This window comes from Caballeronia mineralivorans PML1(12), assembly GCF_001028175.1.
Taxonomy (GTDB): Bacteria; Pseudomonadota; Gammaproteobacteria; order Burkholderiales; family Burkholderiaceae; genus Caballeronia; species Caballeronia mineralivorans.
In genome coordinates this window covers 1-21,239 of the sequence record NZ_AEJF01000153.1, presented here as the reverse complement: position 1 = coordinate 21,239, position 21,239 = coordinate 1, and the positions used below count along the sequence as shown (strand labels likewise).

Annotated in this window: 18 protein-coding genes and 2 pseudogenes; 12 read left to right on the top strand and 8 right to left on the bottom strand. The window is 59.4% G+C overall.

The features are described 5' to 3' along the window. Positions 1-365: pseudogene (locus EOS_RS26055) on the bottom strand (lipase family protein); the annotation flags it as partial. A 284-nt stretch (positions 366-649) separates the two neighbouring features. Between EOS_RS26055 and EOS_RS26045 the strand changes: the two are divergent. Then, a complete protein-coding gene (locus EOS_RS26045; protein WP_047895069.1) occupies positions 650-1,450 on the top strand; it encodes a PhzF family phenazine biosynthesis protein in 801 nt (266 codons plus the stop codon). A 394-nt stretch (positions 1,451-1,844) separates the two neighbouring features. Here the strand turns inward: EOS_RS26045 and EOS_RS26040 are convergent, their stop codons facing one another. Further along, complete coding sequence (locus EOS_RS26040) at positions 1,845-2,624, bottom strand: DUF2968 domain-containing protein (protein WP_082163526.1); 780 nt, start codon at positions 2,622-2,624, stop codon at positions 1,845-1,847. Between the two features lie 78 nt (positions 2,625-2,702). Further along, on the bottom strand, positions 2,703-3,743 hold the full coding sequence (mreB, locus tag EOS_RS26035) for a rod shape-determining protein (RefSeq protein WP_047895073.1): 1,041 nt from the start codon (positions 3,741-3,743) through the stop codon (positions 2,703-2,705). Positions 3,744-4,071: 328 nt separating this feature from the next. Here mreB and EOS_RS26030 point away from each other — a divergent pair. The 5 genes and pseudogenes from EOS_RS26030 to EOS_RS26010 form a co-directional block, all read left to right on the top strand. Beyond that, positions 4,072-4,227: pseudogene (locus tag EOS_RS26030) on the top strand (IS6 family transposase); the annotation flags it as partial. A gap of 167 nt (positions 4,228-4,394) precedes the next feature. Beyond that, entirely contained in the window at positions 4,395-5,624 is a 1,230-nt protein-coding gene (locus EOS_RS26025) for a Fic family protein (protein WP_047895067.1), read from the top strand. Positions 5,625-5,701: 77 nt separating this feature from the next. Continuing rightward, a complete protein-coding gene (locus EOS_RS26020; RefSeq protein WP_047895066.1) occupies positions 5,702-6,562 on the top strand; it encodes a MurR/RpiR family transcriptional regulator in 861 nt (286 codons plus the stop codon). A gap of 291 nt (positions 6,563-6,853) precedes the next feature. After that, complete coding sequence (locus EOS_RS26015) at positions 6,854-8,200, top strand: aspartate aminotransferase family protein (protein WP_047895065.1); 1,347 nt, start codon at positions 6,854-6,856, stop codon at positions 8,198-8,200. A gap of 37 nt (positions 8,201-8,237) precedes the next feature. Next, positions 8,238-8,792 carry a carboxymuconolactone decarboxylase family protein gene (locus EOS_RS26010; protein WP_047895064.1) on the top strand — a complete coding sequence of 185 codons (555 nt, stop codon included), beginning with the start codon at positions 8,238-8,240 and terminating at the stop codon, positions 8,790-8,792. A gap of 62 nt (positions 8,793-8,854) precedes the next feature. Here EOS_RS26010 and EOS_RS26005 read toward each other — a convergent pair whose 3' ends face one another. Continuing rightward, positions 8,855-9,748 (bottom strand): glutamate/aspartate ABC transporter substrate-binding protein, encoded by an 894-nt coding sequence (locus EOS_RS26005; protein ID WP_047895063.1) that lies wholly within the window; start codon positions 9,746-9,748, stop codon positions 8,855-8,857. A gap of 330 nt (positions 9,749-10,078) precedes the next feature. On the opposite strand from EOS_RS26005, the gene EOS_RS26000 reads away from it, so the two are divergent. From EOS_RS26000 to EOS_RS25985, 4 genes are all read left to right on the top strand, one after another. Next, a complete protein-coding gene (locus tag EOS_RS26000) occupies positions 10,079-11,011 on the top strand; it encodes a YncE family protein (protein WP_047895062.1) in 933 nt (310 codons plus the stop codon). A 78-nt stretch (positions 11,012-11,089) separates the two neighbouring features. Beyond that, on the top strand, positions 11,090-12,379 hold the full coding sequence (locus EOS_RS25995) for an MFS transporter (RefSeq protein WP_047895061.1): 1,290 nt from the start codon (positions 11,090-11,092) through the stop codon (positions 12,377-12,379). 6 nt (positions 12,380-12,385) lie between these two features. After that, the gene (locus tag EOS_RS25990) at positions 12,386-13,330 is read left to right on the top strand and encodes an amidohydrolase family protein (protein WP_047895060.1); all 945 of its coding nucleotides are present in this window, start codon (positions 12,386-12,388) and stop codon (positions 13,328-13,330) included. 471 nt (positions 13,331-13,801) lie between these two features. Beyond that, the gene (locus EOS_RS25985; RefSeq protein ID WP_047895059.1) at positions 13,802-14,701 is read left to right on the top strand and encodes an NAD(P)-dependent oxidoreductase; all 900 of its coding nucleotides are present in this window, start codon (positions 13,802-13,804) and stop codon (positions 14,699-14,701) included. An 18-nt stretch (positions 14,702-14,719) separates the two neighbouring features. Here the strand turns inward: EOS_RS25985 and EOS_RS25980 are convergent, their stop codons facing one another. From EOS_RS25980 to EOS_RS25970, 3 genes are all read right to left on the bottom strand, one after another. Then, a complete protein-coding gene (locus tag EOS_RS25980; protein ID WP_047895058.1) occupies positions 14,720-15,511 on the bottom strand; it encodes an SDR family NAD(P)-dependent oxidoreductase in 792 nt (263 codons plus the stop codon). A 24-nt stretch (positions 15,512-15,535) separates the two neighbouring features. After that, positions 15,536-17,236 carry a dihydroxyacetone kinase subunit DhaK gene (gene dhaK, locus EOS_RS25975; protein ID WP_047895057.1) on the bottom strand — a complete coding sequence of 567 codons (1,701 nt, stop codon included), beginning with the start codon at positions 17,234-17,236 and terminating at the stop codon, positions 15,536-15,538. Positions 17,237-17,368: 132 nt separating this feature from the next. Further along, positions 17,369-18,262 (bottom strand): LysR family transcriptional regulator ArgP, encoded by an 894-nt coding sequence (locus tag EOS_RS25970; protein WP_047895056.1) that lies wholly within the window; start codon positions 18,260-18,262, stop codon positions 17,369-17,371. 162 nt (positions 18,263-18,424) lie between these two features. Here EOS_RS25970 and EOS_RS25965 point away from each other — a divergent pair, with 162 nt between their 5' ends. Together EOS_RS25965 and EOS_RS25960 are read left to right on the top strand one after the other, a co-directional pair. After that, positions 18,425-19,543 (top strand): aminotransferase class I/II-fold pyridoxal phosphate-dependent enzyme, encoded by a 1,119-nt coding sequence (locus tag EOS_RS25965; RefSeq protein ID WP_047895055.1) that lies wholly within the window; start codon positions 18,425-18,427, stop codon positions 19,541-19,543. A 145-nt stretch (positions 19,544-19,688) separates the two neighbouring features. Next, on the top strand, positions 19,689-19,943 hold the full coding sequence (locus EOS_RS25960) for a DUF6440 family protein (RefSeq protein ID WP_047895054.1): 255 nt from the start codon (positions 19,689-19,691) through the stop codon (positions 19,941-19,943). Between the two features lie 184 nt (positions 19,944-20,127). Here the strand turns inward: EOS_RS25960 and EOS_RS25955 are convergent. Further along, the coding region (locus EOS_RS25955; RefSeq protein ID WP_047895053.1) for an autotransporter outer membrane beta-barrel domain-containing protein at positions 20,128-21,239 on the bottom strand (1,112 nt) is incomplete at its 5' end.

Below are 21,239 nucleotides of genomic sequence, written 5' to 3'. Positions count from 1 at the left end.
CCGCCGCTTTCCGGCCACGGAGCCAGGCTCGCCGCGAGATCGGTCGCGATGTCGGCGAGCGAGTCCGGCTCGGTGCCGCGGAACGCCAGCATGGCGAGACCATCCGCTCGCCGCAATGCACCGTATCCCTGCGAGCCAGTGTCGGCATCAGAGAAGGGTTCGGGTGGATCGAAGCCGACGATCGCCAAGGCGTCGCGCAGTTCCTTCAGCGTCGCTCCGCCGTCTTCGGCATGCACATAGGCAAGCCGCGCGGCTTCGACGCATATTGCGCGAATGTCGAAGTCATGTCCGGGGCTGAAAAGCGTGGGCGTGCTTTGCGGCGTGAAGAGCGAGGCGCGCGTCGCGTCGTAGGGAATGGCAGGCACCGGTTTCTCCTCATGCGTCGGGCTGCATTGTTCTTGTTTCGAGTCACGTCGATGAGTGAATCCGAAATATGTCACTCACCTTGCGCGCGACGAGGTATTGATCAGGAAGCCTATACCATCGGTCAGGAAATTCAATGCGGAAGCGGACGTCAAGCATGACTTGCCTATGGAGCGAGACGCGTTGTCTTGCCGACAACGACCCATCCAGGAGGATATGCTTATGAAGATTGGCCAATAACACCGCAAATCGCTGACTAACTTCCCGCTTTGAAGAGGCACATCTCATGAAACTACCGATCTATCAGATTGACGCATTTACGGATAAGGTATTTAAGGGCAACTACGCCGCAGTAGTGCCACTCGAACGCTGGTTGCCCGATAGTTTGATGCAAGCAATCGCCGCTGAGAACAACCTGTCCGAAACAGCATTCTTCGTGAAAAATGCCGACGGTGCGTTCGACATCCGCTGGTTTTCTCCACTTACCGAAATCGCTTTTTGTGGACATGCCACGCTGGCAAGTGCATATGTGATCTTCAAGCGATGTGATGATTTGGAAGTTATCGAATTTGTTGCGAAGGCGGTCGGTCGGCTTGCCGTTTGCCGTACGCATGACGGTCTGATCGAAATGAGCTTCCCGCAGCGCCGGCCTGAAAAACTGAACGAAATACCCGCAAACTTGATCCAGGGGCTTTCGATACGGCCTCAAGAAGTGCTGATAAACCAGCAAGCCTATGTTGCCATCTACGGAACAGAACAGGAGGTCCGATCCGTCGTGCCCGAACTTAATCTGCTGTCGGCACTTGGTCCGCTCGATGTCGTTGTGACAGCGCGCGGAGATGAGCATGATTTTGTGTCCCGCTACTTTTGGCCTGCCAATGGTGGAGATGAAGATCCGGTGACCGGATCTATTCACACGGCGCTTGCGCCATTATGGTCTGATCGTTTGGGCAAGTCAGAACTCGTGGCCATGCAGGTGTCACGCCGCAGCGGCTTACTTCATTGTCGCGTACAAGACGACCGGGTGTATATCTCTGGTCAGGCTGTTCAATATCTTGAAGGGACAATCGAAATCCCGGAAGCGTAGGTGCGACCGTTGTACCTTGGAAGCGGCCGTTGAAGTCGCGTTAGGTCGAAGGGCGGAAGTGGGTCGCGAAGCGACAATCAGATCCACTCGACACAGGTCGTTCGCATGCCACAAGCCTGCGGTATTCTGTTCTCAACTTTATTGTCACAAACTAGTGGGTGCTTGGTCGCAAACGGGGCGTGACCATCGATGAAGCGATCGAGGGCAATGATTTCGGTATAGGGAGCATTGCGCAGCTATCCAATGCGGCGCGATTCCCTCAACTGCTTCGGGAAGCCGAATGTGCGGCTTCCCGGCAATAAAGTCGATAACTTCGCCGATCGGGCTGGCCAGCCGTAGTGCAATCAAGGTCTACCTGAATCGCCTTGAATCGTTGGCCAGAAGCGGTCGAAGCTTAACTGGCGGAGGGAACCGTGCCGGGCACGGTGTGCGTGCGAGCAGCGCCTTTCGCAGCGAGGGCGCTTCGTTTCTTACCTGGCCGTGGCAGTCGTTTTCCGGGGGTGTCCGAATCAATCACGGCCTGAAGCGCTGCAACCTGACGCGTCGCTTGACTGAGTTGATGCTGCGCATCCTGATTTTGGGATTCAAGCGCTTTCACCTGTTCAGCCACTTCTTCCAGTCGCGTTGTAACTTCGTCTTGCTGAGCTTTTGCGATAGCGGAATCCGCCTGTAACCGTTGAATTTGCCGCTGCGCTTGCAACATTGAGCGCTCGGTCGCGGCGTTCGTCGCCTCCAGTTCGATCTGTCGACGTTGTTCGCTCGACAGTCGCACGGTGAGCGCAACAAACTTCGCGTACACCGCTTCGGCGCGTTGCTTGCTTGCCGTTGCGATCACGCGCCAGTACGCATTATTCTGGGCAAGTACAACGTAGTAAGTCAGGCCTTCCTTGAAGAATGACAGATCAGCGCGATAGTCCCCCGAGCTTGATGACCGAAGCCCGGTGATACTGCCGTGCTCTTCGAGACTTTTAAAGATGGCGGCCGTTCCCGCAGAAGGTTCAGCTGGCACATCTCCGATCGTGAGAGCGGCGGCTGGCAACGATGACGGCATCGCGGCTATCGTTTGCGCCTTGTCTGCAGCGTCGGATGTTTCAGGGCCCGTAGTCTGTGCGTGAGCACCCGATGCAGCCAAACTCGAAACGATTATTATTGTTTTAAACATTCTCATATTCATGGATCCGCCTCTATGTTTATGTTCTGCTTCTGATACAAATCATTTACTCGCTCGCCGCGCTTTTCCAACGGGCTTCTTTCACTCAAAGAAATGCGTGGCAAGCGTCTCCATTGCCATGCCCGTGCCGCGCACAACACATGTCATCGGAGCATCCGCCAAGACCACCGGCAAACCCGTTTCCTCGCGAAGGCGGCGATCGAGGTCATGCAAAAGGGCGCCTCCTCCCGTCAGGATGAGGCCCCGGTCGGCAATGTCAGAAGCCAATTCTGGAGGCGTACTTTCCAGCGCTTTCTTTAGCAAAGAGACGATCTTTGCCAATGGATCGGTAAGCGCCTCCAATACCTCGTGGCTTGATAGAAGCGAGGTCCGCGGCACCCCTTCCGACAAGTTACGCCCGGTGATTTTCACGTGACATTCCGTCTCCCTGGGCATCGCGCCTCCGATCGTCATCTTCACTCTTTGCGCTGTGTGCTCCCCAATAAGCAGTCCATGTGTACGTCGGACGTAGTTGATAATTGCCTCATCAAAGGTGTTGCCTCCCACTCGTGCGGACAGGCAATGCACCACGTTACCTAGAGCGATGACACCGATTTCCGTTGTTCCAGCACCGACATCGACGACCATGCAGCCAATCGCATCGGAAATCGCAAGCCCGGCACCGAGTGCCGCCGCTATGGGCCGCGCCAGAAGCGAGACGCGCGATGCACCGGCCCCGTGCACCGCCTCTCTAAATGCGCGCCGCTCGACCGGAGTGGCGCCGCTCGGGACGGTGATCGTGATTCGAGGTGCCGCCGAAAGCCGCCGGCCTTGATGTGCAAGACCGAAGAAATGCCGGATCATTTCCTGACTCGCCCCAAAATGCGAAATGACACCGCCCCGGATCGGACAGATGGCTTCGATATGCCGCGGCAAACGCTCAAGCATCTCCTTTGCCTTGGCTCCCACTGATTGCGTGGGTCTTGCTCCAGCGACTAGCGGATCAGGTTGGTGAACGCAAATGACGGATGCCTCATCCAGGACCAGACCCGAGCCTCGTACGTAAATACGGGTATTGGCAGTACCCACGTCGAGCGCGAGCTCTGCTGGGAATAGACGAAGCAAACGAGCAATGTTTGACATGAAGACACCGAAGTCGATTGATATGAGCACGCCCTCCTGGGAAGGTGGAAGTCGACTTTTCAAGTTTGCGAAGAATCAGCTTGCTTAACCGACATCCCGGACATCCATCGGTCACGGCCGCATCGCGAATTGGCATCGGTTATCGGACGATCGCGGTCACCAGTCGTTTCTCGCGCGGCAAGCACACCGTATTAACGGCCGGCATGCCGAACTCTTTAGGGTTTGAAATAATTGGTAAGCATCGCTCAACTCGCGGGGATCGGGTTGCGTCGCAGTCAGCGATGGCCGGTCGAGTCTTGGCGATGCAAAGTCACTGATGAGTGAATTGATGAAGATGCTGAACCCGGCGTGGTCCAAGGCACTGAAACGTTTGCGCTATCCGTTCGAGGCGATCCTGACCTGCGTGCGCTGGTATGTCGCGTATTCGCGAAGTCTGCGGCATCTGTTGGAGGAGATGACGGCCGAGCGCAGCGTGCCGGTCGATAAAGCCGGTGACACGGTTGACTGCCTATTGCTTTGCGGCGCGTCAAGGCAATCGGTCCTTGCGCCATAAGATCCGCCATAAGATTCGACAATAATAGGCTATCTATATGTATTATAATGATTTTTTGTATTAATTTTCTACACAAAAAACTCGCCACAAGATCCGCCATGATCATCGCCAAATCGAAGTATCCGTATTATGCGGTTCACCAGATGCATCCGCTGCTGCCTTCGGAGCCGAAGCTGGACAGCCTGCGCCCGCTGGCCGCCGACGTGATCGGGCAGGCGAAAGATCTAGCGGCCCACGGCATGCCGCATCTACGCGAGCTGTTGCGCGAGGCGCTGCGGCCTATGAACTCCTACTATACGAACAAGATAGAGGGCCAACACACCGAGCCGCTGCTCATTGAACGCGCGTTGCAAAAGGATTTTTCCAGCAAGCCTGGAGAAGCGCGCAGGCAACGTATCGCGATCGCCCATATCGTTACCGAGCGCTGGGGCGAAGAGACCTTCCCCACATTCGACTCCAGTGTGTTCTTTCAGGGTTCCGTGCCTCAAGCCATCCATCGGCATCTGCACGATCAGTTGTCGCCTGAGGATCTTCTTCAGATTGACGACGACGGCAAAGAAGAGAGAATCACCCCGGGGGCATGGCGGGATAGAGGTGTCAAGGTCGCCTCCCACATTCCTCCCGACCCGGCGACGCTATCGGACTTCATGGACGAGTGGCATCGTGGCTACCGGTATGCCCGGGCCGGCGAAACCGCGGTTATCGCGTTGATGGCGGCCCACCACCGGCTCGCGTGGATTCACCCTTTTCTCGATGGCAACGGACGCACCGCGCGGCTGCACACGCACACCGGACTTTCGGCACTCGGACTGACGCAAGGACTATGGTCCCCGATGCGCGGCTTCGCTCGCGACCAGACTGCTTACTATGAGCATCTGATCGCTGCCGATCAACGCCGCAAAGGCGACTATGACCGACGAGGGGTGTTGAGCGAAGGCGGTCTGGTGGAATTTATCGCTTTCTGCATGAACCTCTGTCTTGATCAGATCGGCTTCATGCACGGTATGCTTCAAAGACAAGCATTCGAGGCGAGGTTAGCCCAGATGCTGGCTGCCGAAGCGACCAAGACCGACACCCGCTTTTTGCGAACCGAGGCGGCACAACCGCTCGCCTATCTGGCAACAATCAAGTCGATGGACAGAGCCCGGTTCAAAGCGATGACGGGGCTCGCAAGCCGAACCGCGGATCGTGCGCTGGCGGATCTTTTCAAGCTGGGCATCGTTCGTTCGAGAACACCCAAAGGTCCCATCGAACTCGCGTTGTCAATCAAGTTGTTCCGGTATCTGTTCCCACGGCTATGGCCGGAAGCAGAAGCCGACACCGCCTGAGAAATGTGATCGGTGACTCCGGCGACGTCGCAACCTCGTTAAACTACAAATGTTGTCAACCTAACGAGGCTTGTTTCGTGTCCTCCAATTTCGAAGACCTGGTTTCGGCGATACGCGCGAAGTTCCCCGAGCTCAGCCCGCAATTCCAGGCGGGCGCCGGTTTCCTGCTGAACTTCCCGGACGAGGTCGCGGTTCTTTCAATGCGGAAGGTTGCCGAGCGAGCCAACGTCCAACCGGCAGCCCTCGTGCGACTTTCGCAACAGCTGGGCTTCCCTGGCTGGAACGAGCTCAGGGAAATATTCGTTGCGCGTGTCCGTACCCGGCCGGAAGCGCTCACGTCCAAAGCGCGCACACTAGTCAAAGGCGGCTCGGGCGAGTCATTGGATCGAGAACTCGCGATCGCACAAAGCCACAACCTCGAAGTCACGTTCGCGCAGAACGGCACGAAGATTGTTGAAGTCGCGAAGATGCTGCGCAAAGCACCGCATGTCCACGTGGCGGGATTCCGCTCGTGTTATCCGGTCGCGTTCAGCCTCGTCTACGGTTATCGGCTATTTCGGTCCTCGGTGAGTTTGGTCAACGGCGAGGCCGGAACGCTGGAAATGCAGCTACGCGGCATGGCCAAAGGGCACGCAACCGTCGTGACAAGCTTCGCCCCCTATTCAGCCGAAGCCGTGCGCGTCGCGCAAGCGGCGAAAGAGCAGGGCTGCAAGCTTATCGCCATCACCGACAGCGCCGTGTCACCCTTAGCCCTCAACGCCGACCATGTCCTCATCTTTTCGCACGAAAGCCCGTCCTTTTTTCCATCGCTCGTCGCGGCGTCGGCAATAGCGGAATCGCTGGTTGCCCATCTGCTTGCGCTCGAAGGGCGATCGGCCGTCGAATTGCTGGAAAAAGCCGAATCCGCGCTCCACGCGAAGGGCGCTTACTCGTCGTAGGCCGCGTTACAGCGCGCGGAGGCGAAAAGCCCCCAGCCGTGGCGTCAACGTGCGCTCGGTTCTCCAATCCATGAAGAATTCATCGACGCGTTCTAAAGCAGGCAATATCCGCGTTGACAACATATGTTGTAACGATAGAGAATAACACATCGCATGTTACTGGGCGTGATGTTGTCGTCACCTGAGCTCCATGCTGGAGGAGGGCGTCGTCAGACAAGGCGAACGTCGGCTCAGAACCCTTATTTTCCAAGAGACGAGCACCCGGGCATCGTCATCAACGTCGAGGTCAGAATGACAACCGTTTTTCATCGCGCCCCGCGAGCCAAACTCCCTATTGCAGTTGCTGGCGACGGAATCGAGATCATCGACTCGGAAGGTAAGCGTTACATCGACGCATCCGGCGGCGCTGCCGTATCGTGCCTGGGTCACAGCAATCAGCGCGTCATCGACGCCATCAAGCGGCAAGCCCAGCAGCTTCCCTACGCCCACACTTCTTTCTTTTCGACGGCCGTCGCGGAAGAGCTGTCCGACCGCTTGGTCGCGGACGCGCCCGCAGGCTTGGGCCACGTGTACTTCACATCCGGCGGCTCCGAGGCAATAGAAGCCGCCCTCAAACTCGCGCGGCAGTATTTCGTCGAAAAGGGCCAAGGGCAGCGGCGTCATTTCATCGCTCGTCGCCAGAGTTATCACGGCAATACGCTCGGAGCGCTCGCCATCGGTGGAAACGCGTGGCGGCGTGAGCCCTTTCTTCCTATCCTCATCGAAGCGCATCATGTAAGTCCTTGCTACGCGTATCGCGAGCAGCGTGCCGACGAAACCGAGGAAGCTTTTGCACAGCGCCTAGCGGACGAACTCGAATCCAAAATCCTGGAACTCGGTGGCGACACGGTCGCGGCTTTCGTCGCCGAGACGGTCGTGGGCGCAACGGCCGGCGCGGTGCCGCCGGTGCGCGAATACTTCAAAAAAATTCGCGCGGTGTGCAACAAGTACGGCGTATTGCTGATCCTGGACGAAATCATGTCCGGAATGGGGCGTACCGGCTACCTGTACGCCTGCGCGGAGGACGGCGTGGCTGCGGACCTCCTGACGATCGCGAAAGGCCTGGGAGCCGGCTATCAGGCGATTGGAGCGACGCTGGTCAGTGACGAGATCTACAACACCATTGTCGACGGCTCCGGTTTCTTCCAGCACGGGCATACCTACATTGGCCACGCGACGGCTTGTGCGGCAGCGCTGGAAGTCCAGCGCGTCATCGCGGACGAGAGGTTGCTGGACAATGTGCAGGCAAGAGGTGAACAGCTCCGTGGATTGCTTCGCGCGCATTATGCGAGCCACCCGTTCATCGGCGATATCCGTGGCCGGGGCTTGTTTGTCGGCGTCGAGCTGGTGCAGGATCGCGCATCGAAGAGCCCGTTCGACGCCAGCAAGAAGTTGCACGCAGTGATCAAGAGCGAAGCGATGAAGCGCGGCTTGATGGTCTATCCGATGGGTGGCACAGTGGACGGCGCGGTAGGTGACCACGTGCTTCTGGCCCCGCCGTTCATCGCGACGGCCGGCCAAATCGATGAGATCGGCGCACGCCTTGCCGACGCGATAGACGGGGCATTGACGTCAATCGGCGCGCTCGCCGCTCACTAGCAGGTTTTAAGAGTGACAATCAAACTCTGGACAAGCCATGACTAATCGTCTTCCCAATTTCGACATTGCTCATGCCACTGACGAACAAAAGGCCGTTCTTCAAAGCATCTTGAGCGGCCCGCGCGGCAACTTGAACGGTCCGTTCCTCGGATGGATTCATAGCCCGGAATTGGCTGGCCACGCTCAACGGCTTGGCGCGTTCTGTCGATACAAGACGGGCTTGTCACTGCGCTTGTCCGAGCTGGCTATCCTGGTCACCGCCGCGCGATGGCAATCCCAAGGGGAGTGGTTCATCCACTATCCCATCGCGTTGGACGCAGGCGTTCCGAAGACGGTTGCCGACGCCGTTCAGCGAGGCGAGCGTCCCACGTTCGATGACGCCGACGACGCACACATCTATGAATTCGCCACGGAGCTATACGAAACCAGGCGCGTATCGGATAAGACGTTCGCAGCAGCCGTCGCACGCTTCGAGCATGTGGTCGTCATCAATCTGGTCGGATTGCTCGGTTACTACGCGTTGGTCGCCATGACCCTGAACACGTTCGGCATGCGCGCCGAAGGGCAGACCTCGCTACCGTTCCCTGAATAACGCGCTCCAAATAAAAAAAGCCACCTTACTTTGAAGGTGGCTTTTTTTCGCGCTGCGGTTATTTACTCGAAAGCGGTGTCGTTCGGATTGGCGTACAGCTTTTGAAGGGCATCGCTCATCGGGAAATCAAAACTGATGTTCTTCGGCGGTACCGGCTTCATGAACCATTTGGCGTACATGGCTTTAATCTCCGGTCCCTGCATGACTTCGCTCATGGTGTCATCCACCAGCTTCTTGAACTCCGGATCGTCTTTTCTCAGCATGAAGCCATAGGCTTCGGAAGACTGCGGCGTGCCGACCAGCACATACTCCGAGGGATTGGTCGTCAGCGAGCGCGTACCAGCCAGAAGCACATCGTCCATCATGTACGCGACTGCCCGGCCGGTTTCCAGTGTCAGGCGGCCCTCGCCATAGTCCTTCGCGCTGATGATCTGCATGTTCATCTTTTTCTCCTCATTCATCTTGCGGAGAATTCGCTCGGACGTTGTTCCCTGATTCGTGACCACCGTTTTGCCTGCGAGGTCTGGGAAGTCCTTGATACCCGAGTCCTTGCGCGTCAGCAGGCGAGTCGTCGCAACAAAGAACGTGTCAGAAAAAGCGACCTGAGCCTGCCGCGCTTTCAAGTTCGTGGTGACGCCGCATTCGAGATCGACCGTGCCGTTCTGGACCAGCGCAATCCGATTCTGCGACGTGACCGGGATAAACCGTACCTTGAGATCAGGTTTCTTGATCTTCGCCTTCACCGCATCAATGACCTTGTTGCAGATATCTTGCGAGAAACCGATGACCTCATTGTTGGCATCGATGTAGGAGAAGGGGACTGAAGTCTCCCGATGCCCGATGGCAATCGTATTGGAGACCTGGATCTTGCCCAAGGTGGTTTGAGCATCTTGCGCGAAGGCGCCCGTGGACACAGCGGCCATCACGGCGGTTGCGAGCATTGTGTACCGGTTCATGGCATTCCTCAGTCTTTCCATTGGTTATCAATAGCGCTTCGCAGCACCGATAACCATATGTTGCCATGTCAAAATAAATTACAACATATGTTAAATTATGAGGGTTGGCGTGTTGTCGGAGCGGGTCAAGACCGGCCATGCAGGTTGCGCCCTTTCTATGACTGACGAGCGATAACCCCAGGGAATAGCTGCATCCAAATTATTCAATGGCCGGTCATGTCGAATTTCCCGATACTTCGCTCAACCTGTGGCGCTGTCATCGGGGAATGTCTTCGACCTTCCCTGTTCCGCGCCCACTACAACAACATGCGAGCAGTATCAGGAGACAGCATGCAACCAAGACTCACCGCAGTTCTGGTAGAAAAATTCGGCCACGCGTTCAGTGGCTACGACCTCACTACAGGCGAACGACGCTTCAGCGTTGCGTTGCCGCAATATCCACACGAATTCGTCGTGGATCGTGAAGGCCGTTTTGGCTACGTCGGCCACTATGGGGTTCAGACCTTCGCGCACGCCGGCACTGGCGGTCACGAGGTGTTTGTGATCGACATCGCGCGTGGCGAGCATGTGCTGACGCTTAATTGCGAGCCTTACTCGCGCATCCATGGCTTGCAGATCGACACCCGGAGTCGCGTGTACGCCCTGAGCGAGCACGGCAATACGCTTCTGGTATTCGAAGACCCGCACGCGCGGCAGGTACCGGACCGCGCTGTCCCGACGGGCGGCATCAAGAGCCATCTTTTCGTCGTCTCACGGGACGGCGAGCGTGCATACATCAGCAACCTGCTCTCTCATACAGTGACATGCGTGCATCCCTATGATGCATGCGTGCCGCCTGTCGCTGTCAATGCGGGAGGGCGTCCGGAAGGCTGCTGTCTTAATCGCGACGAAACGGTCTTGTTCGTAGCGAGCCGCGACGACCACAGCTTGTCGATGATCGACACCGCAAGCATGAAGGTCATGCGAACGGTGCGCACGGGCGAAGACCCGACGCGCATCTACCTCACGCCGGACAACCGGTTGCTGGTGGTCAATTACGGCGAGCGCAGCATTCGCGTCTTCGATCCCGGCTCGCTCGAAGCGCTGGGTCGTGTCGATACGGTGGCGAAGCCGATCGCAGTCTCGATTCATCCGAATGGGCAGAGCGCCTACGTCGCATTGAACGATAACAGCGTGGGAGTCCTGGATCTTTCGAGCTTGACCTTGAGGCACGGGTTTTCGACCGGCAAGGAGCCCGACGGACTCGCAATACTCGAACTGTAGTTCGGCGGTCAACAATTCGACAGACAGCGTCGCCAGTCCCAAAACGAACAACAAGGACGGCGCGAAGAAGGAGACAAAATGGATACGTTGAGCAGTGCTGCACCGGTGCAACACGTGCAGGCGAGCATTCCCGCCAGGCGCTGGCTACGGATCATTCCGCCGATCCTGATGGCCTGCATCATTTCATATATGGATCGCGTCAATATCGGCTTCGCCATGCCTGGCGGGATGAGCGCCGAACTCGGAATGAACTCGAGCATGGCCGGGCTGGCCGGAGGCATCTTCTTTATTGGCTACCTGTTTCTGCAGATTCCGGCTGGGCGGCTTGCCGTGCATGGGAGCGGAAAGAAATTCATCGCTGGCTCGCTGGTGGCGTGGGCGGTGCTTTCCGTGCTTACCGGCTTTGTCAGGACCGACACGCAACTACTGATTCTGCGCTTCTTGCTGGGCGTCTCCGAAGGCGGCATGCTGCCCGTCGTGCTGACCATGGTGAGCAACTGGTTCCCAGACAAGGAACGCGGACGCGCCAACGCACTCGTGATTCTCTTTGTACCGGTAGCGGGGATCATCACCGCGCCGCTGTCGGGCTTCCTGATTGCGGCGTTGAGCTGGCGATATTTGTTCATCATCGAGGGCGTGCTGTCGCTGGTGTTTCTGCTCGCGTGGTGGAACCTTGCCAGTGATCGCCCCGCCGACGCGAAATGGATCTCCGAAGCCGAGCGGGAACATATCCTTCGCGAGCTTCGGGCCGAGCAGGAACGGGTGAGTCAGACGAGGGTGAAAAGCGCGTCCCTGAGCCAAGTGCTTCGCGACGGCGTGATGTGGCGGCTGATCGGGCTGAATTTCTTCTATCAGATGGGCATCTACGGCTACACCCTCTGGCTACCGACGATCCTGAAAAACCTGATGCACGGCGGCATGGGCAAAGTCGGCATGCTCGCGGTCCTGCCGTATGTCGGGACCATGATCGGCATGCTGGCGGTATCGAATCTTTCGGACAGGTTAGGCCGGCGCAAGGTTTTTGTTGTCGGGCCAATCCTCGCCTTTGCGCTTTGCATGTTCTGTTCCGTCCGGTTTCAGAGCAGCCCCTGGGTTTCGTACTGCTTCCTGATCGGCAGCGGCGTCTTTCTGCAAGCGGCAGCCGGCGTATTCTGGACCATTCCGCCGAAGCTCTTCAGCGCGGAAGTAGCGGGCGGAGCGCGCGGCGTGATCAACGCGCTCGGTAATCTCGGCGGCTTCTGCGGCCCCTATCTGGTTGGTGTGCTGATTCAGAAATATGACGCGAGCATCGGTGTCTATAGCCTTGCAGCCGCACTCGTGCTCGCGGGGGCGATCGCCATCACGCTGCCCAGAAAGTGCGACCTGTAGACGATCATGCATACCTTGCCCTTGCTGCGCGACCGGACAAAGCTGGCCATCGTGGATGCTCATCATCACCTATGGGATCTCGCGGCAGGCCATTACCCATGGCTGCAGGACGAGTATCAGGGAGCAGCCTTCTTCCTTGGTGAGTATCAAACTTTGCGTCGCAACTATCTGGCGCCGGAATACTTGCGCGACACGTCGGGCTACAACGTGATCGCGAGCGTGCACGTCGAGGCGGAGCGCTCGCGAAGTGAGCAAGTCGACGAAACACACTGGTTGCACGAGGTACGGCACAGCACAGGGCTGCCATCCGTTGTCGTACCGCACGTGTCGTTCATACAGGCTGACCGGGACGATATTCTGGCGTCCCACGCTCGCTATCCCGAGGTGCGTGGCATCCGTTCGAAACCCGTGACCGCGCGTTCACCGCAGGAAAGCGTTCGAGGCCAGGCGGGCACGATGCAGGATCCCCGTTGGCTCGAAGGATTGTCGGCGCTTGAGCGATACGGCTTTTCGTGGGATCTGCGTGTGCCGTTCTGGCATCTGGCGGAAGCGGCGGAAGTCGCTGCTACCTTCCCGCGTATTCGAATCGCGATCAATCACACCGGTCTGCCGTGGGATCGCTCCGACGAGGGGCTATCGCAGTGGCGAACGGGTCTGGCGGCGCTCGCAGCACACCCGAACGTGTTCATCAAGCTGTCCGAGTTCGGTCTCGCGGGCGGTCGATGGGACGAACAAAGCAACCGCCGCGTGATTCGCGATGCAGTTGCGATTTTCGGCACGGAGCGGGCGATGTTCGCAAGTAACTTGCCCGTTTCGTCGATCAGCGCGAGTTTTGGCGTGATCGTCGAAACGGTGCTCGGCGCATTGGCGGACTACGATGACCTGGCGATCGGAAGAGTCTTCTCGCAGAACGCTATGGCCTTCTACCGGATTGACGCCCGAGGGTGGTGAAGGCAACGGCCGATCTTGCGAAACTCTTCTCGTCCAACGTGACGCCTTTGGGATTTCGCTTCGCCCCATCGCCCATTAAAACGGCAGCCTTCATCCGCGATGCATATCCACCCTTTAGTTTTTTAATTGAGTGATATGTATACATAGTAATAGTTAACAAGCATCGCCCGATTCTGTGGATAAGTGGTCAATCTTGCATCGGATCAACGCTCTAGCGAACAGGTAACTCGCGTACCCAATGTGGAAGGCGTGGGCGACCGAAGGATAACTTCGCGCGCTTTGTGCACAGCCCCCGAGTTATCAAGATTCCGCCCACAGGCGTTCAATGACTTATGCCGAAGTTATCCATAGCTTTGTGCGCGATATGCCGAAGTGCGTCGACGCTTCTACGCAGCGAATCGCGCTGCTGTTGCCGCGTCGTCCCGGATCGGCGACCATGCCGCTAGTGACTACCGAACAGCGAGGTGACGCATGATGAACGAGGTGATTGCATTTCTGGGTACCGGCCTGATGGGCGAGCCGATGGCGCGTCATCTGCTCGCGGCCGGGTATGGCGTGCGGGTCTGGAACCGCTCGAAGGAGAAGACCTCTGCGCTGGCAGAAAAAGGGGCAATAGCCTGCGACGCGCCCGCAGAAGCCGCGCAAGGCGCGAACACGCTGATCTGCATGCTGAGCGACGGTCCGACGTGCGACGCCGTGTTATTCCACGATGAGGCCGTCCTGTTGGCACTCGCACCCGACGCCACGTTGATCGTGATGAGCTCGATCCCAGTAGAGACCGCTGTCGAACAGGCGCGAATGAGCGCGGAGCGCGGCGTCCGTTATCTCGACGCGCCGGTGTCGGGCGGCCAGCGAGGAGCAATTGATGGAACGCTCGCGATCATGGCGGGCGGCGACCCCGACACCTTCGACGCCGCTCGCGAGTTGCTTGGCGCGATGGGCCGTCCGGTGCGCGTCGGCCTCGTCGGAACAGGGCAGCAGACGAAGCTCGCGAATCAGTTGATTGTGGCAAGCACCATTGCTACCGTGGCCGAGGCGCTGCTGTTCGCGGAACGCGGCGGCGCGGATCCCGCAAAGGTCATCGAAGCCCTTGCTGGCGGGTTCGCCGATTCGCCAATCCTGCGCATGCACGGGCAACGCATGATCGACGAAACGTTCGCGCCCGGCGGTGCCGCGAAGTATCAGTTGAAGGACACGCGCACCGCATTGGCGCGGGCACGGTCCCTCGGACTTGAGCTACCGGTGGGGCACGTCGTGGACGCGCTGTTCGCTTCCATGGTCGATCACGGCGATGGCGATCTCGACCATAGTGCGCTCATTCGCGAGATCCGACGGGCGAATGCGTTGTCGGCAAGCCGCAAAGACGGTTGATTGCAATGGCCGCAAACTTCACACCGTCTTCAGCATTCCGCCATCGACGAAATAGGTTGATCCCACGCTATAACTCGCTCGCTCCGAGCACAGGAAGACGATAAAGCTTGCCAGCTCGGCCGGTGTGGCGAAGCGGCGGATAGGCGCGTGTTCGTCGGCGACGTGTTGCAAATGGGCTTCCCAGTCGCCTCCCGAATCGCGCGTCAGCTCCTTGGCCGTCTTGATCCAGTCGGGTGTCAGCACAAGCCCCGGATTGATCGTGTTGACGCGGATGTTGTCCTTGATGAGTTCATTCGCCAGATTTTTCGACAACATCATCAGCGCGGCTTTTGTCACGTTGTAGATGGGCTCGTAGCCGAGCGGCTGCGTCGCGCAGATCGACGCGTTGTTCAGGATCGCGCCACCGCCACGCGCTTTCATTAGTGGTACAAGACCGCGCGCGAGGCGCACGGCGGCCATCACATGAAGGTCCCAGTAGGACTGCCACTTCTCATCGGGCGCCTCCATGATGGTTTCGTTGCTGCCCGTGCCGGCGTTGTTGAAGAGGATATCGGCGCCACCGAAATTCGCGCTCGCGGCAGCCACGATCTTGTCGACGCCAGCCGCCGTGGCAACGTCGCAAGCGACCGGCACAGCCGTCACGCCAAACTCCCGCGCGATACGCGCAGCGGCTTCCGTCAGCCGCTCTTCCTGTCGTGCGGCGAGCAACAGGTTCGCGCCTTCTGCAGCGAATGCCTCAGCCACAGCCAGCCCGATGCCCACGCTCGCGCCCGTCAATACCACCACCTTGCCGCGTAGATTCAGATCCATTTTCATCGTCTCCTTTTTAATTGCTCAGGTTTGCAGCGAGCTTCTGATCGCGGCGAGCCAGAGTCCCACCGCGTGCGCACCGGGATCGGCAAAACCGAGTGCGCGATCGCCGACATAGCTGGAGCGTCCGAGCTTCGGGGTCATCGATGCCGTTTGTGCTGCCCCTGATGTCGCCGCATCGACGGCAGCTTTTAATGCTTCGTCCATACTGGACCTCGCGAGCGCTGTTCGCAGTGCGACAGCAGCAGGATGCAGCGCATCGACCATCGTCCGGTCGCCGGGATGCGCGCCACCAAGCTCCATCACGCCATCCACGGCCGCAGTGAACGCCGCCGACCAGTCCTTCGCAGCGGCCCCGCCGGATTGCTCGAGCATTGCCGCCGCGCGCAACAGCATAACCGCGTAGAGCGGCCCCGATGTGCCGCCCACCACGCGCCGGACGGTGGCGGACATGGTTCGCAGCACGGCGCCGGGCGAGGTCTCGGCGGGATAGGTATCGATCTCGTGAAGGATGCTGCGGGCTGCACGGGACAGGCTGATGCCAAGATCACCGTCGCCTACGCGCTGATCCATCTCGGTCAAGACTGGCTCGGCTTCAAGAAGACACGCGCACACCGCTTCGATAACCCGGCGCAACGACGATTCGCGCGCGAGTCGCGCGCCGCTCGCGGCGACAGGTGCGGCGGGCGTTGGCTTCACTGAAGCCTGCGCTACCCGGCCGCTTAACGCGGGCCACGCCGTGGTCTGCGCGGTAGCGTCGAGCCATGCGAGCCGTTGATCGTCCACGCGTAATAAGGTGAGGGAAATGCCGGCCATATCGAGTGCACTCAGGAACGTGCCCGACCACGCACGCTCTACGTGAATCCGGCGCTCGCGAAGGTAACGCAGCGCCGATCCCGCGACAATGCTCAGCTCGCTCGACGGCGTGCCGCCGAGATTGTTCACGAGCAACGCGACGCGGTCATCGGGCTTTAACGAAAGGTCGTCGATGATCTTCGTCAGCAAGCGCCCGACAATCCGCTCCGCCGGTTCGAGCGCGCCACGCTGCACGCCTGGCTCACCGTGAATGCCGAGACCCCATTCGATTTCATTGTCGGCGAGTTCGAAGCCGGGCTTGCCTGCTGCAGGCACCGTACATGGCGTGAGCGCCACGCCCATGGTGCCAAGCGCTGCCGCGGTGTCACGGGCAACCTGCGCTACTTCGCTGAGCGGCCGTCCTTCAGTGGCAGCGGCGCCCGCAATTTTGTGCACGAACACCGTCCCTGCAAGACCGCGCCGGCCTGCGTGTTCGCCGTGCGCCGAAAGGGCGACATCGTCTGCGACGATCACCATCTCCACGGCTATGCCCTCAGCCCGTGCGATCTCCGCGGCAAGCCCGAAATTGAAGCGGTCGCCCGTATAGTTTTTGACGATAAGGAGGACGCCCGCGGGACCCGCCACAGCGCGGATTGCATCGAGCACGGCGTCGGTCGAAGGCGACGTGAACACCTCGCCGGCCACTGCCGCACTGAGCATGCCCGGACCCACATAACCGCCGTGAGCAGGTTCGTGGCCCGAGCCGCCGCCCGAGATCAACGCGACTTCGCCGCGCGCCGCTGCCGCCTCGGCATCGGCGCGCACGATGATCGTGCTGCCCTGCAGCAACGACAAGCCGGGATTGAGCGCGGCGAGTCCGTCCAGCATGTCGGGCACGACCTCGGCGACGTCGTTGATGAGCTTTTTCATGTCAGCCATCCTCCTTGGAAGCCGCTGGCTCTTCGGCGCGAGCCCTTCGCGGTTGAGAGACATGATAGATGGCCTGACTGCATCGCGCTTTTACGTGAACCGGTGCAAAGGCGCTATGACATGATCCGCGAGTCAGTCGAGAAACTCGGTTGCGCGCCGCTGAAGCATGGTCCTGAAGTCATCGAGCCAACCGATGGACAGCCGCCAGCTTTGCCAATACAGATCGACGTCGATATGCGTACCCGGGACCATTTCAACTAGCTCGCCGGAGGTGAGCATCGGACCGATCATCTGCGTGGGACACATGCCCCAGCCCATTCCGGAAAGACACGCGCGCACAAAACCCGCTACGTGCGGAATGAGGTGCCGAGGCGGATCAAGTTCCGCGCGCGTGATGCGTCGCATAAAGCGCTTCTGCATCTGGTCCTTCGGGCTGAAGTCGACGCGTGGCGCGTGACGCAGTGCATCGCGCGTGACACCTGCGGTGAAGTGACGATCGAAGAACGCGGGTGAGCAGACGGGCAGGTATCGCATGCGCCCGAGCTTGGTCGAGCGACAACCCTGCACCGGCTCGGCCTGGGTGGTGACCGCGCCTTGTACGCTGCCTTCGCGGAGTTGCTGCGCCGTGTATTCCTGATCATCGATAACCAGGTCGAGCAGCATTTCCCGTTCGGCGCAGAAGCCGGAGATCGCATCGATGAACCAGGTGCCGACGCTGTCGTCGTTGACCGCCACGCGAAAGGTCGGCCACGACCCGGCAAGCATGCCCGGCAGGGTCGGCAACTGGCCGCCGAGTTCGGTTTCGAGGCGCTGCACGCGTTCGATGTGACGGCAAAGCAGCGCGCCTGGCGGCGTGGCAATACACGGCTGGCCGCGCTTGACCAACACGCTTCCGACTCTTTCCTCCAGCAGTTTCACGCGCTGTGAAACTGCCGATGGGGTCACGTTGAGTTCGCGCGCGGCGCGATCGAACGAGCCGAGGCGAACGACCGCTCCGAGGGCATCGAGCAATGCGTAATCTAACATTAGAAAAATTTAACTCGCATTAGAAAAGTTAGCTTCTTTTATGTGAAGACGAGAGGCAGACTACGCCTGTTGGTATCGCCAGTCCAGCCGGCCGACTCACCGCTTTCGTCTTATGCGCGCCTCGGCATCTGCTGCAAAGACCGCTCTCTTTACAGAAAAATCATGAATCCAGCCCCATTTCGACTCGAACGTTATTTCGCCGTTCACGAATTCACTGCACGTTATTTGATGTGCAGCTCCGACCCGGAATCCCTGTCGATCGCGGACCTGCTTGCGTTCGAGCCGGGATCGATGGAAGGTCTGGGTCGCACATGGTTGGGATACACCGAATATCCGGGTGCGCCTGAGCTTCGGCGAGAACTTGCGACGTTGTACGAATCAATCGATATTGACAATCTGATCGTGCACACAGGCGCTCAGGAAGCGATTTTCTCGTTCGTCAACTCCATGCTCAAGGCGGGCGATCATATGATCGTCCACATGCCCAGCTATCAGTCACATTATTCGGTCGCTGAAGCGCTTGGTGTGTCGGTGTCGCCGTGGCGAGCACGTGAATCGGAGAATTGGGCCCTGGATCCCGGCGAACTGGAAAAGCTCGTCCGCCCGGAAACGAAGGCCGTGCTGATCTGCGCTCCGCACAATCCGACCGGCTATCTGCCTGATCGGGAGAGGTTCGATGCGGTCGTCGACTTCGCCCGGCGACGCAACTTGTGGCTCTTCAGCGATGAAGTCTATCGAGGGCTCGAGCATGATCCCGCAGAGCGTTTGCCTGCGGCGTGCGATCTCTACGAGAAGGCGATATCGCTGGGGGCGTTATCGAAGTCGCATGGATTGGCCGGCCTTCGCGTGGGTTGGGTCGCCACCAGGGATCGCGATGTTCTCGCGGGCATGAGCGCGTTCAAGGACTACCTGACCATCAGCAATAGCGCACCCAGTGAGTATCTTGCGGCCATCGCGGTGCGTAACACCAGCGCGTTGATCGAACGCAATATGTCGATCATCAGAAACAACCTCGCCGTCCTCGATACTTTCTTCGCCCGGTATCACGAGATTCTGGAATGGCGCCGGCCGTCGGCAGGGACGGTTGCCTTCCCGCGTCTGAAGCGCGGAGGGGCTGAGCGTTTCTGTGCCGAAGTCCTTGAGCGTACAGGCGTGCTTCTGCTTCCCAGCACGCTGCTCGATCACGGCAACGAGCATGTCCGTGTCGGCCTGGGCCGGCGGAATATGCCGGACGTCCTGCAGATACTTGAGAACTATTTGCGCGAGCGCGGTACGAAGTAAGACCGCCGGGGGATAAGTCGACGGGCCCGAGCGCGTCGACTTATCCCCCTCCAGGCGCCGGCGCCGAAACGCACTGGTGCTTTACCATCCCCGATTCGCTCGTACACTGGGGTGCCTTATCGCTAAGACTCACGGAGCGCAAAGAATGAAGTGGCTACTCGTATTGCTGGCAACGTTGATTGGATACAGCGCGCATGCTCAGACCGCTGAACCGAAGCCGGCCGCCAACGCCTACTCTTCGCGGTTCACTCGCGAGACCACCGAGGACATCAACGTCCAGGTGGAAACGGATCATGAAACAGGCTGTCGTTACCTGATCGCAGAAGGCCAGGGCATCACGCCGCTTCTCAAGAGTAACGGCACGCCCGACTGCAACGCACCGAAACGCGGTCAGCAATAAAAAAACGGCAGCCAAGCACCTCGATGGTTTGCACTTCACCGGCACGCCGGTCACGGCTGCATCGAAGTGATCGTGTCTTGAGCGTCGAGCCTGGCGCCGGCTTCGCGGATCGCAGAGCCGGCGCTACGTGAGCTTGGGTCAGTGCGGTTATGCGTGGCCGAAAGCGCTAAGGCTCTAAGGCTCATTACCATTTCCATCGAACGCCCGCATTGCCGCCTATCGTCCGTTGATGGGATCCGCCCAGATTCGTCAGATAACTCGCCGTGATGAACGCACTGCCCGAGCGCGTGACCTGGGCAGCCAGCCCTACATTCAACTGCCCCGCCGTCTGTCCGATGCTGCCCGGGATCACGGTTGTTCCACCGAAAGTCGTGCTATCACCCTCGCCGAATGCCCGCAGGATGCTGACGCGCGCGTACGGTTGCCAAGTCATTCCCGCATTGCCGAACGTGCGCTGCACCCTCACACCTAAGCGGCCAATGTAGGTGTTGCCGTTGTTGAACGACACGGAGGACACGCCATCGTTGAAGTCGTTGAGGGACAGGTTTTGCCAGATGATTTGCGCTTGCGGCTCGACGACCCATGCCGCGCCCAGTGTGATGGGAAAGCCGCCCTCGATGGAACCCGTGACCGCCGTGCCATGCGTTCCCGCGCCGGTTCCCTGACTCGATAACGGGTCCACCGTGATCGACGACCCCATCAGCACCGCGTCCGTGTACCAGCCCGACGGGCCGACATGCGTCCAGTATCCCCCGAGGCTATAGGCGTTCACCGCCAGATGGCCGACATCGGCATTGGGGAAACCCAGCGCAAAACCGTTGACATCGCCGACCGCCCGGGCGAGGCCGAGGAACAATCCGTAGCGGTTCCGATGACCCGACGCAGTCGTGTCCGAGTAGAGGTCATGGCCGACTTGCATGCCGAAGATCGAGCCATCGAACTCGGGATTGGCGGCGCCGTCCTGGCTCGTTACCGAATGTCCGCCCCAGACGCGTCCCCACGCGGCCGGCAGTACACCAGTCCCGGTGAGCAATGACTGGTCGCCTTGCCGGTCGTGGAAGTTATCGATTTGCTGGATGCCGATTTGCCGGGCGACCATCGGAATGGCGGCGTACAGCGCAACTTCCGGACGGTACAGGGGAATCGGCGCGGAACCGGCCGGCGGCGGCGCGGGCAAGGGCGGAGAACCGGCGGCGGCAATCGGGCCGGTATTAACCTCTGTCTCGGGCGGTGTGCCCGGGGGCGTGGGCGCGCCGGGCGATGTCCCCGCAGGCGTTCCGGGCGATGTTCCAGCGG

Coding starts and splice junctions, on each gene's coding strand:
- EOS_RS25960 (WP_047895054.1), top strand. CDS start 19,689: ATGAAGTGGCTACTCGTATTGCTGGCAACGTTGATTGGATACAGCGCG.
- EOS_RS26005 (WP_047895063.1), bottom strand. CDS start 9,748: ATGAACCGGTACACAATGCTCGCAACCGCCGTGATGGCCGCTGTGTCC.
- EOS_RS26010 (WP_047895064.1), top strand. CDS start 8,238: ATGACTAATCGTCTTCCCAATTTCGACATTGCTCATGCCACTGACGAA.
- EOS_RS26045 (WP_047895069.1), top strand. CDS start 650: ATGAAACTACCGATCTATCAGATTGACGCATTTACGGATAAGGTATTT.
- EOS_RS26000 (WP_047895062.1), top strand. CDS start 10,079: ATGCAACCAAGACTCACCGCAGTTCTGGTAGAAAAATTCGGCCACGCG.
- EOS_RS26015 (WP_047895065.1), top strand. CDS start 6,854: ATGACAACCGTTTTTCATCGCGCCCCGCGAGCCAAACTCCCTATTGCA.
- mreB (WP_047895073.1), bottom strand. CDS start 3,743: ATGTCAAACATTGCTCGTTTGCTTCGTCTATTCCCAGCAGAGCTCGCG.
- EOS_RS25965 (WP_047895055.1), top strand. CDS start 18,425: ATGAATCCAGCCCCATTTCGACTCGAACGTTATTTCGCCGTTCACGAA.
- EOS_RS25985 (WP_047895059.1), top strand. CDS start 13,802: ATGATGAACGAGGTGATTGCATTTCTGGGTACCGGCCTGATGGGCGAG.
- EOS_RS25980 (WP_047895058.1), bottom strand. CDS start 15,511: ATGGATCTGAATCTACGCGGCAAGGTGGTGGTATTGACGGGCGCGAGC.
- dhaK (WP_047895057.1), bottom strand. CDS start 17,236: ATGAAAAAGCTCATCAACGACGTCGCCGAGGTCGTGCCCGACATGCTG.
- EOS_RS26025 (WP_047895067.1), top strand. CDS start 4,395: ATGATCATCGCCAAATCGAAGTATCCGTATTATGCGGTTCACCAGATG.
- EOS_RS26040 (WP_082163526.1), bottom strand. CDS start 2,624: ATGAATATGAGAATGTTTAAAACAATAATAATCGTTTCGAGTTTGGCT.
- EOS_RS25990 (WP_047895060.1), top strand. CDS start 12,386: ATGCATACCTTGCCCTTGCTGCGCGACCGGACAAAGCTGGCCATCGTG.
- EOS_RS25995 (WP_047895061.1), top strand. CDS start 11,090: ATGGATACGTTGAGCAGTGCTGCACCGGTGCAACACGTGCAGGCGAGC.
- EOS_RS25970 (WP_047895056.1), bottom strand. CDS start 18,262: ATGTTAGATTACGCATTGCTCGATGCCCTCGGAGCGGTCGTTCGCCTC.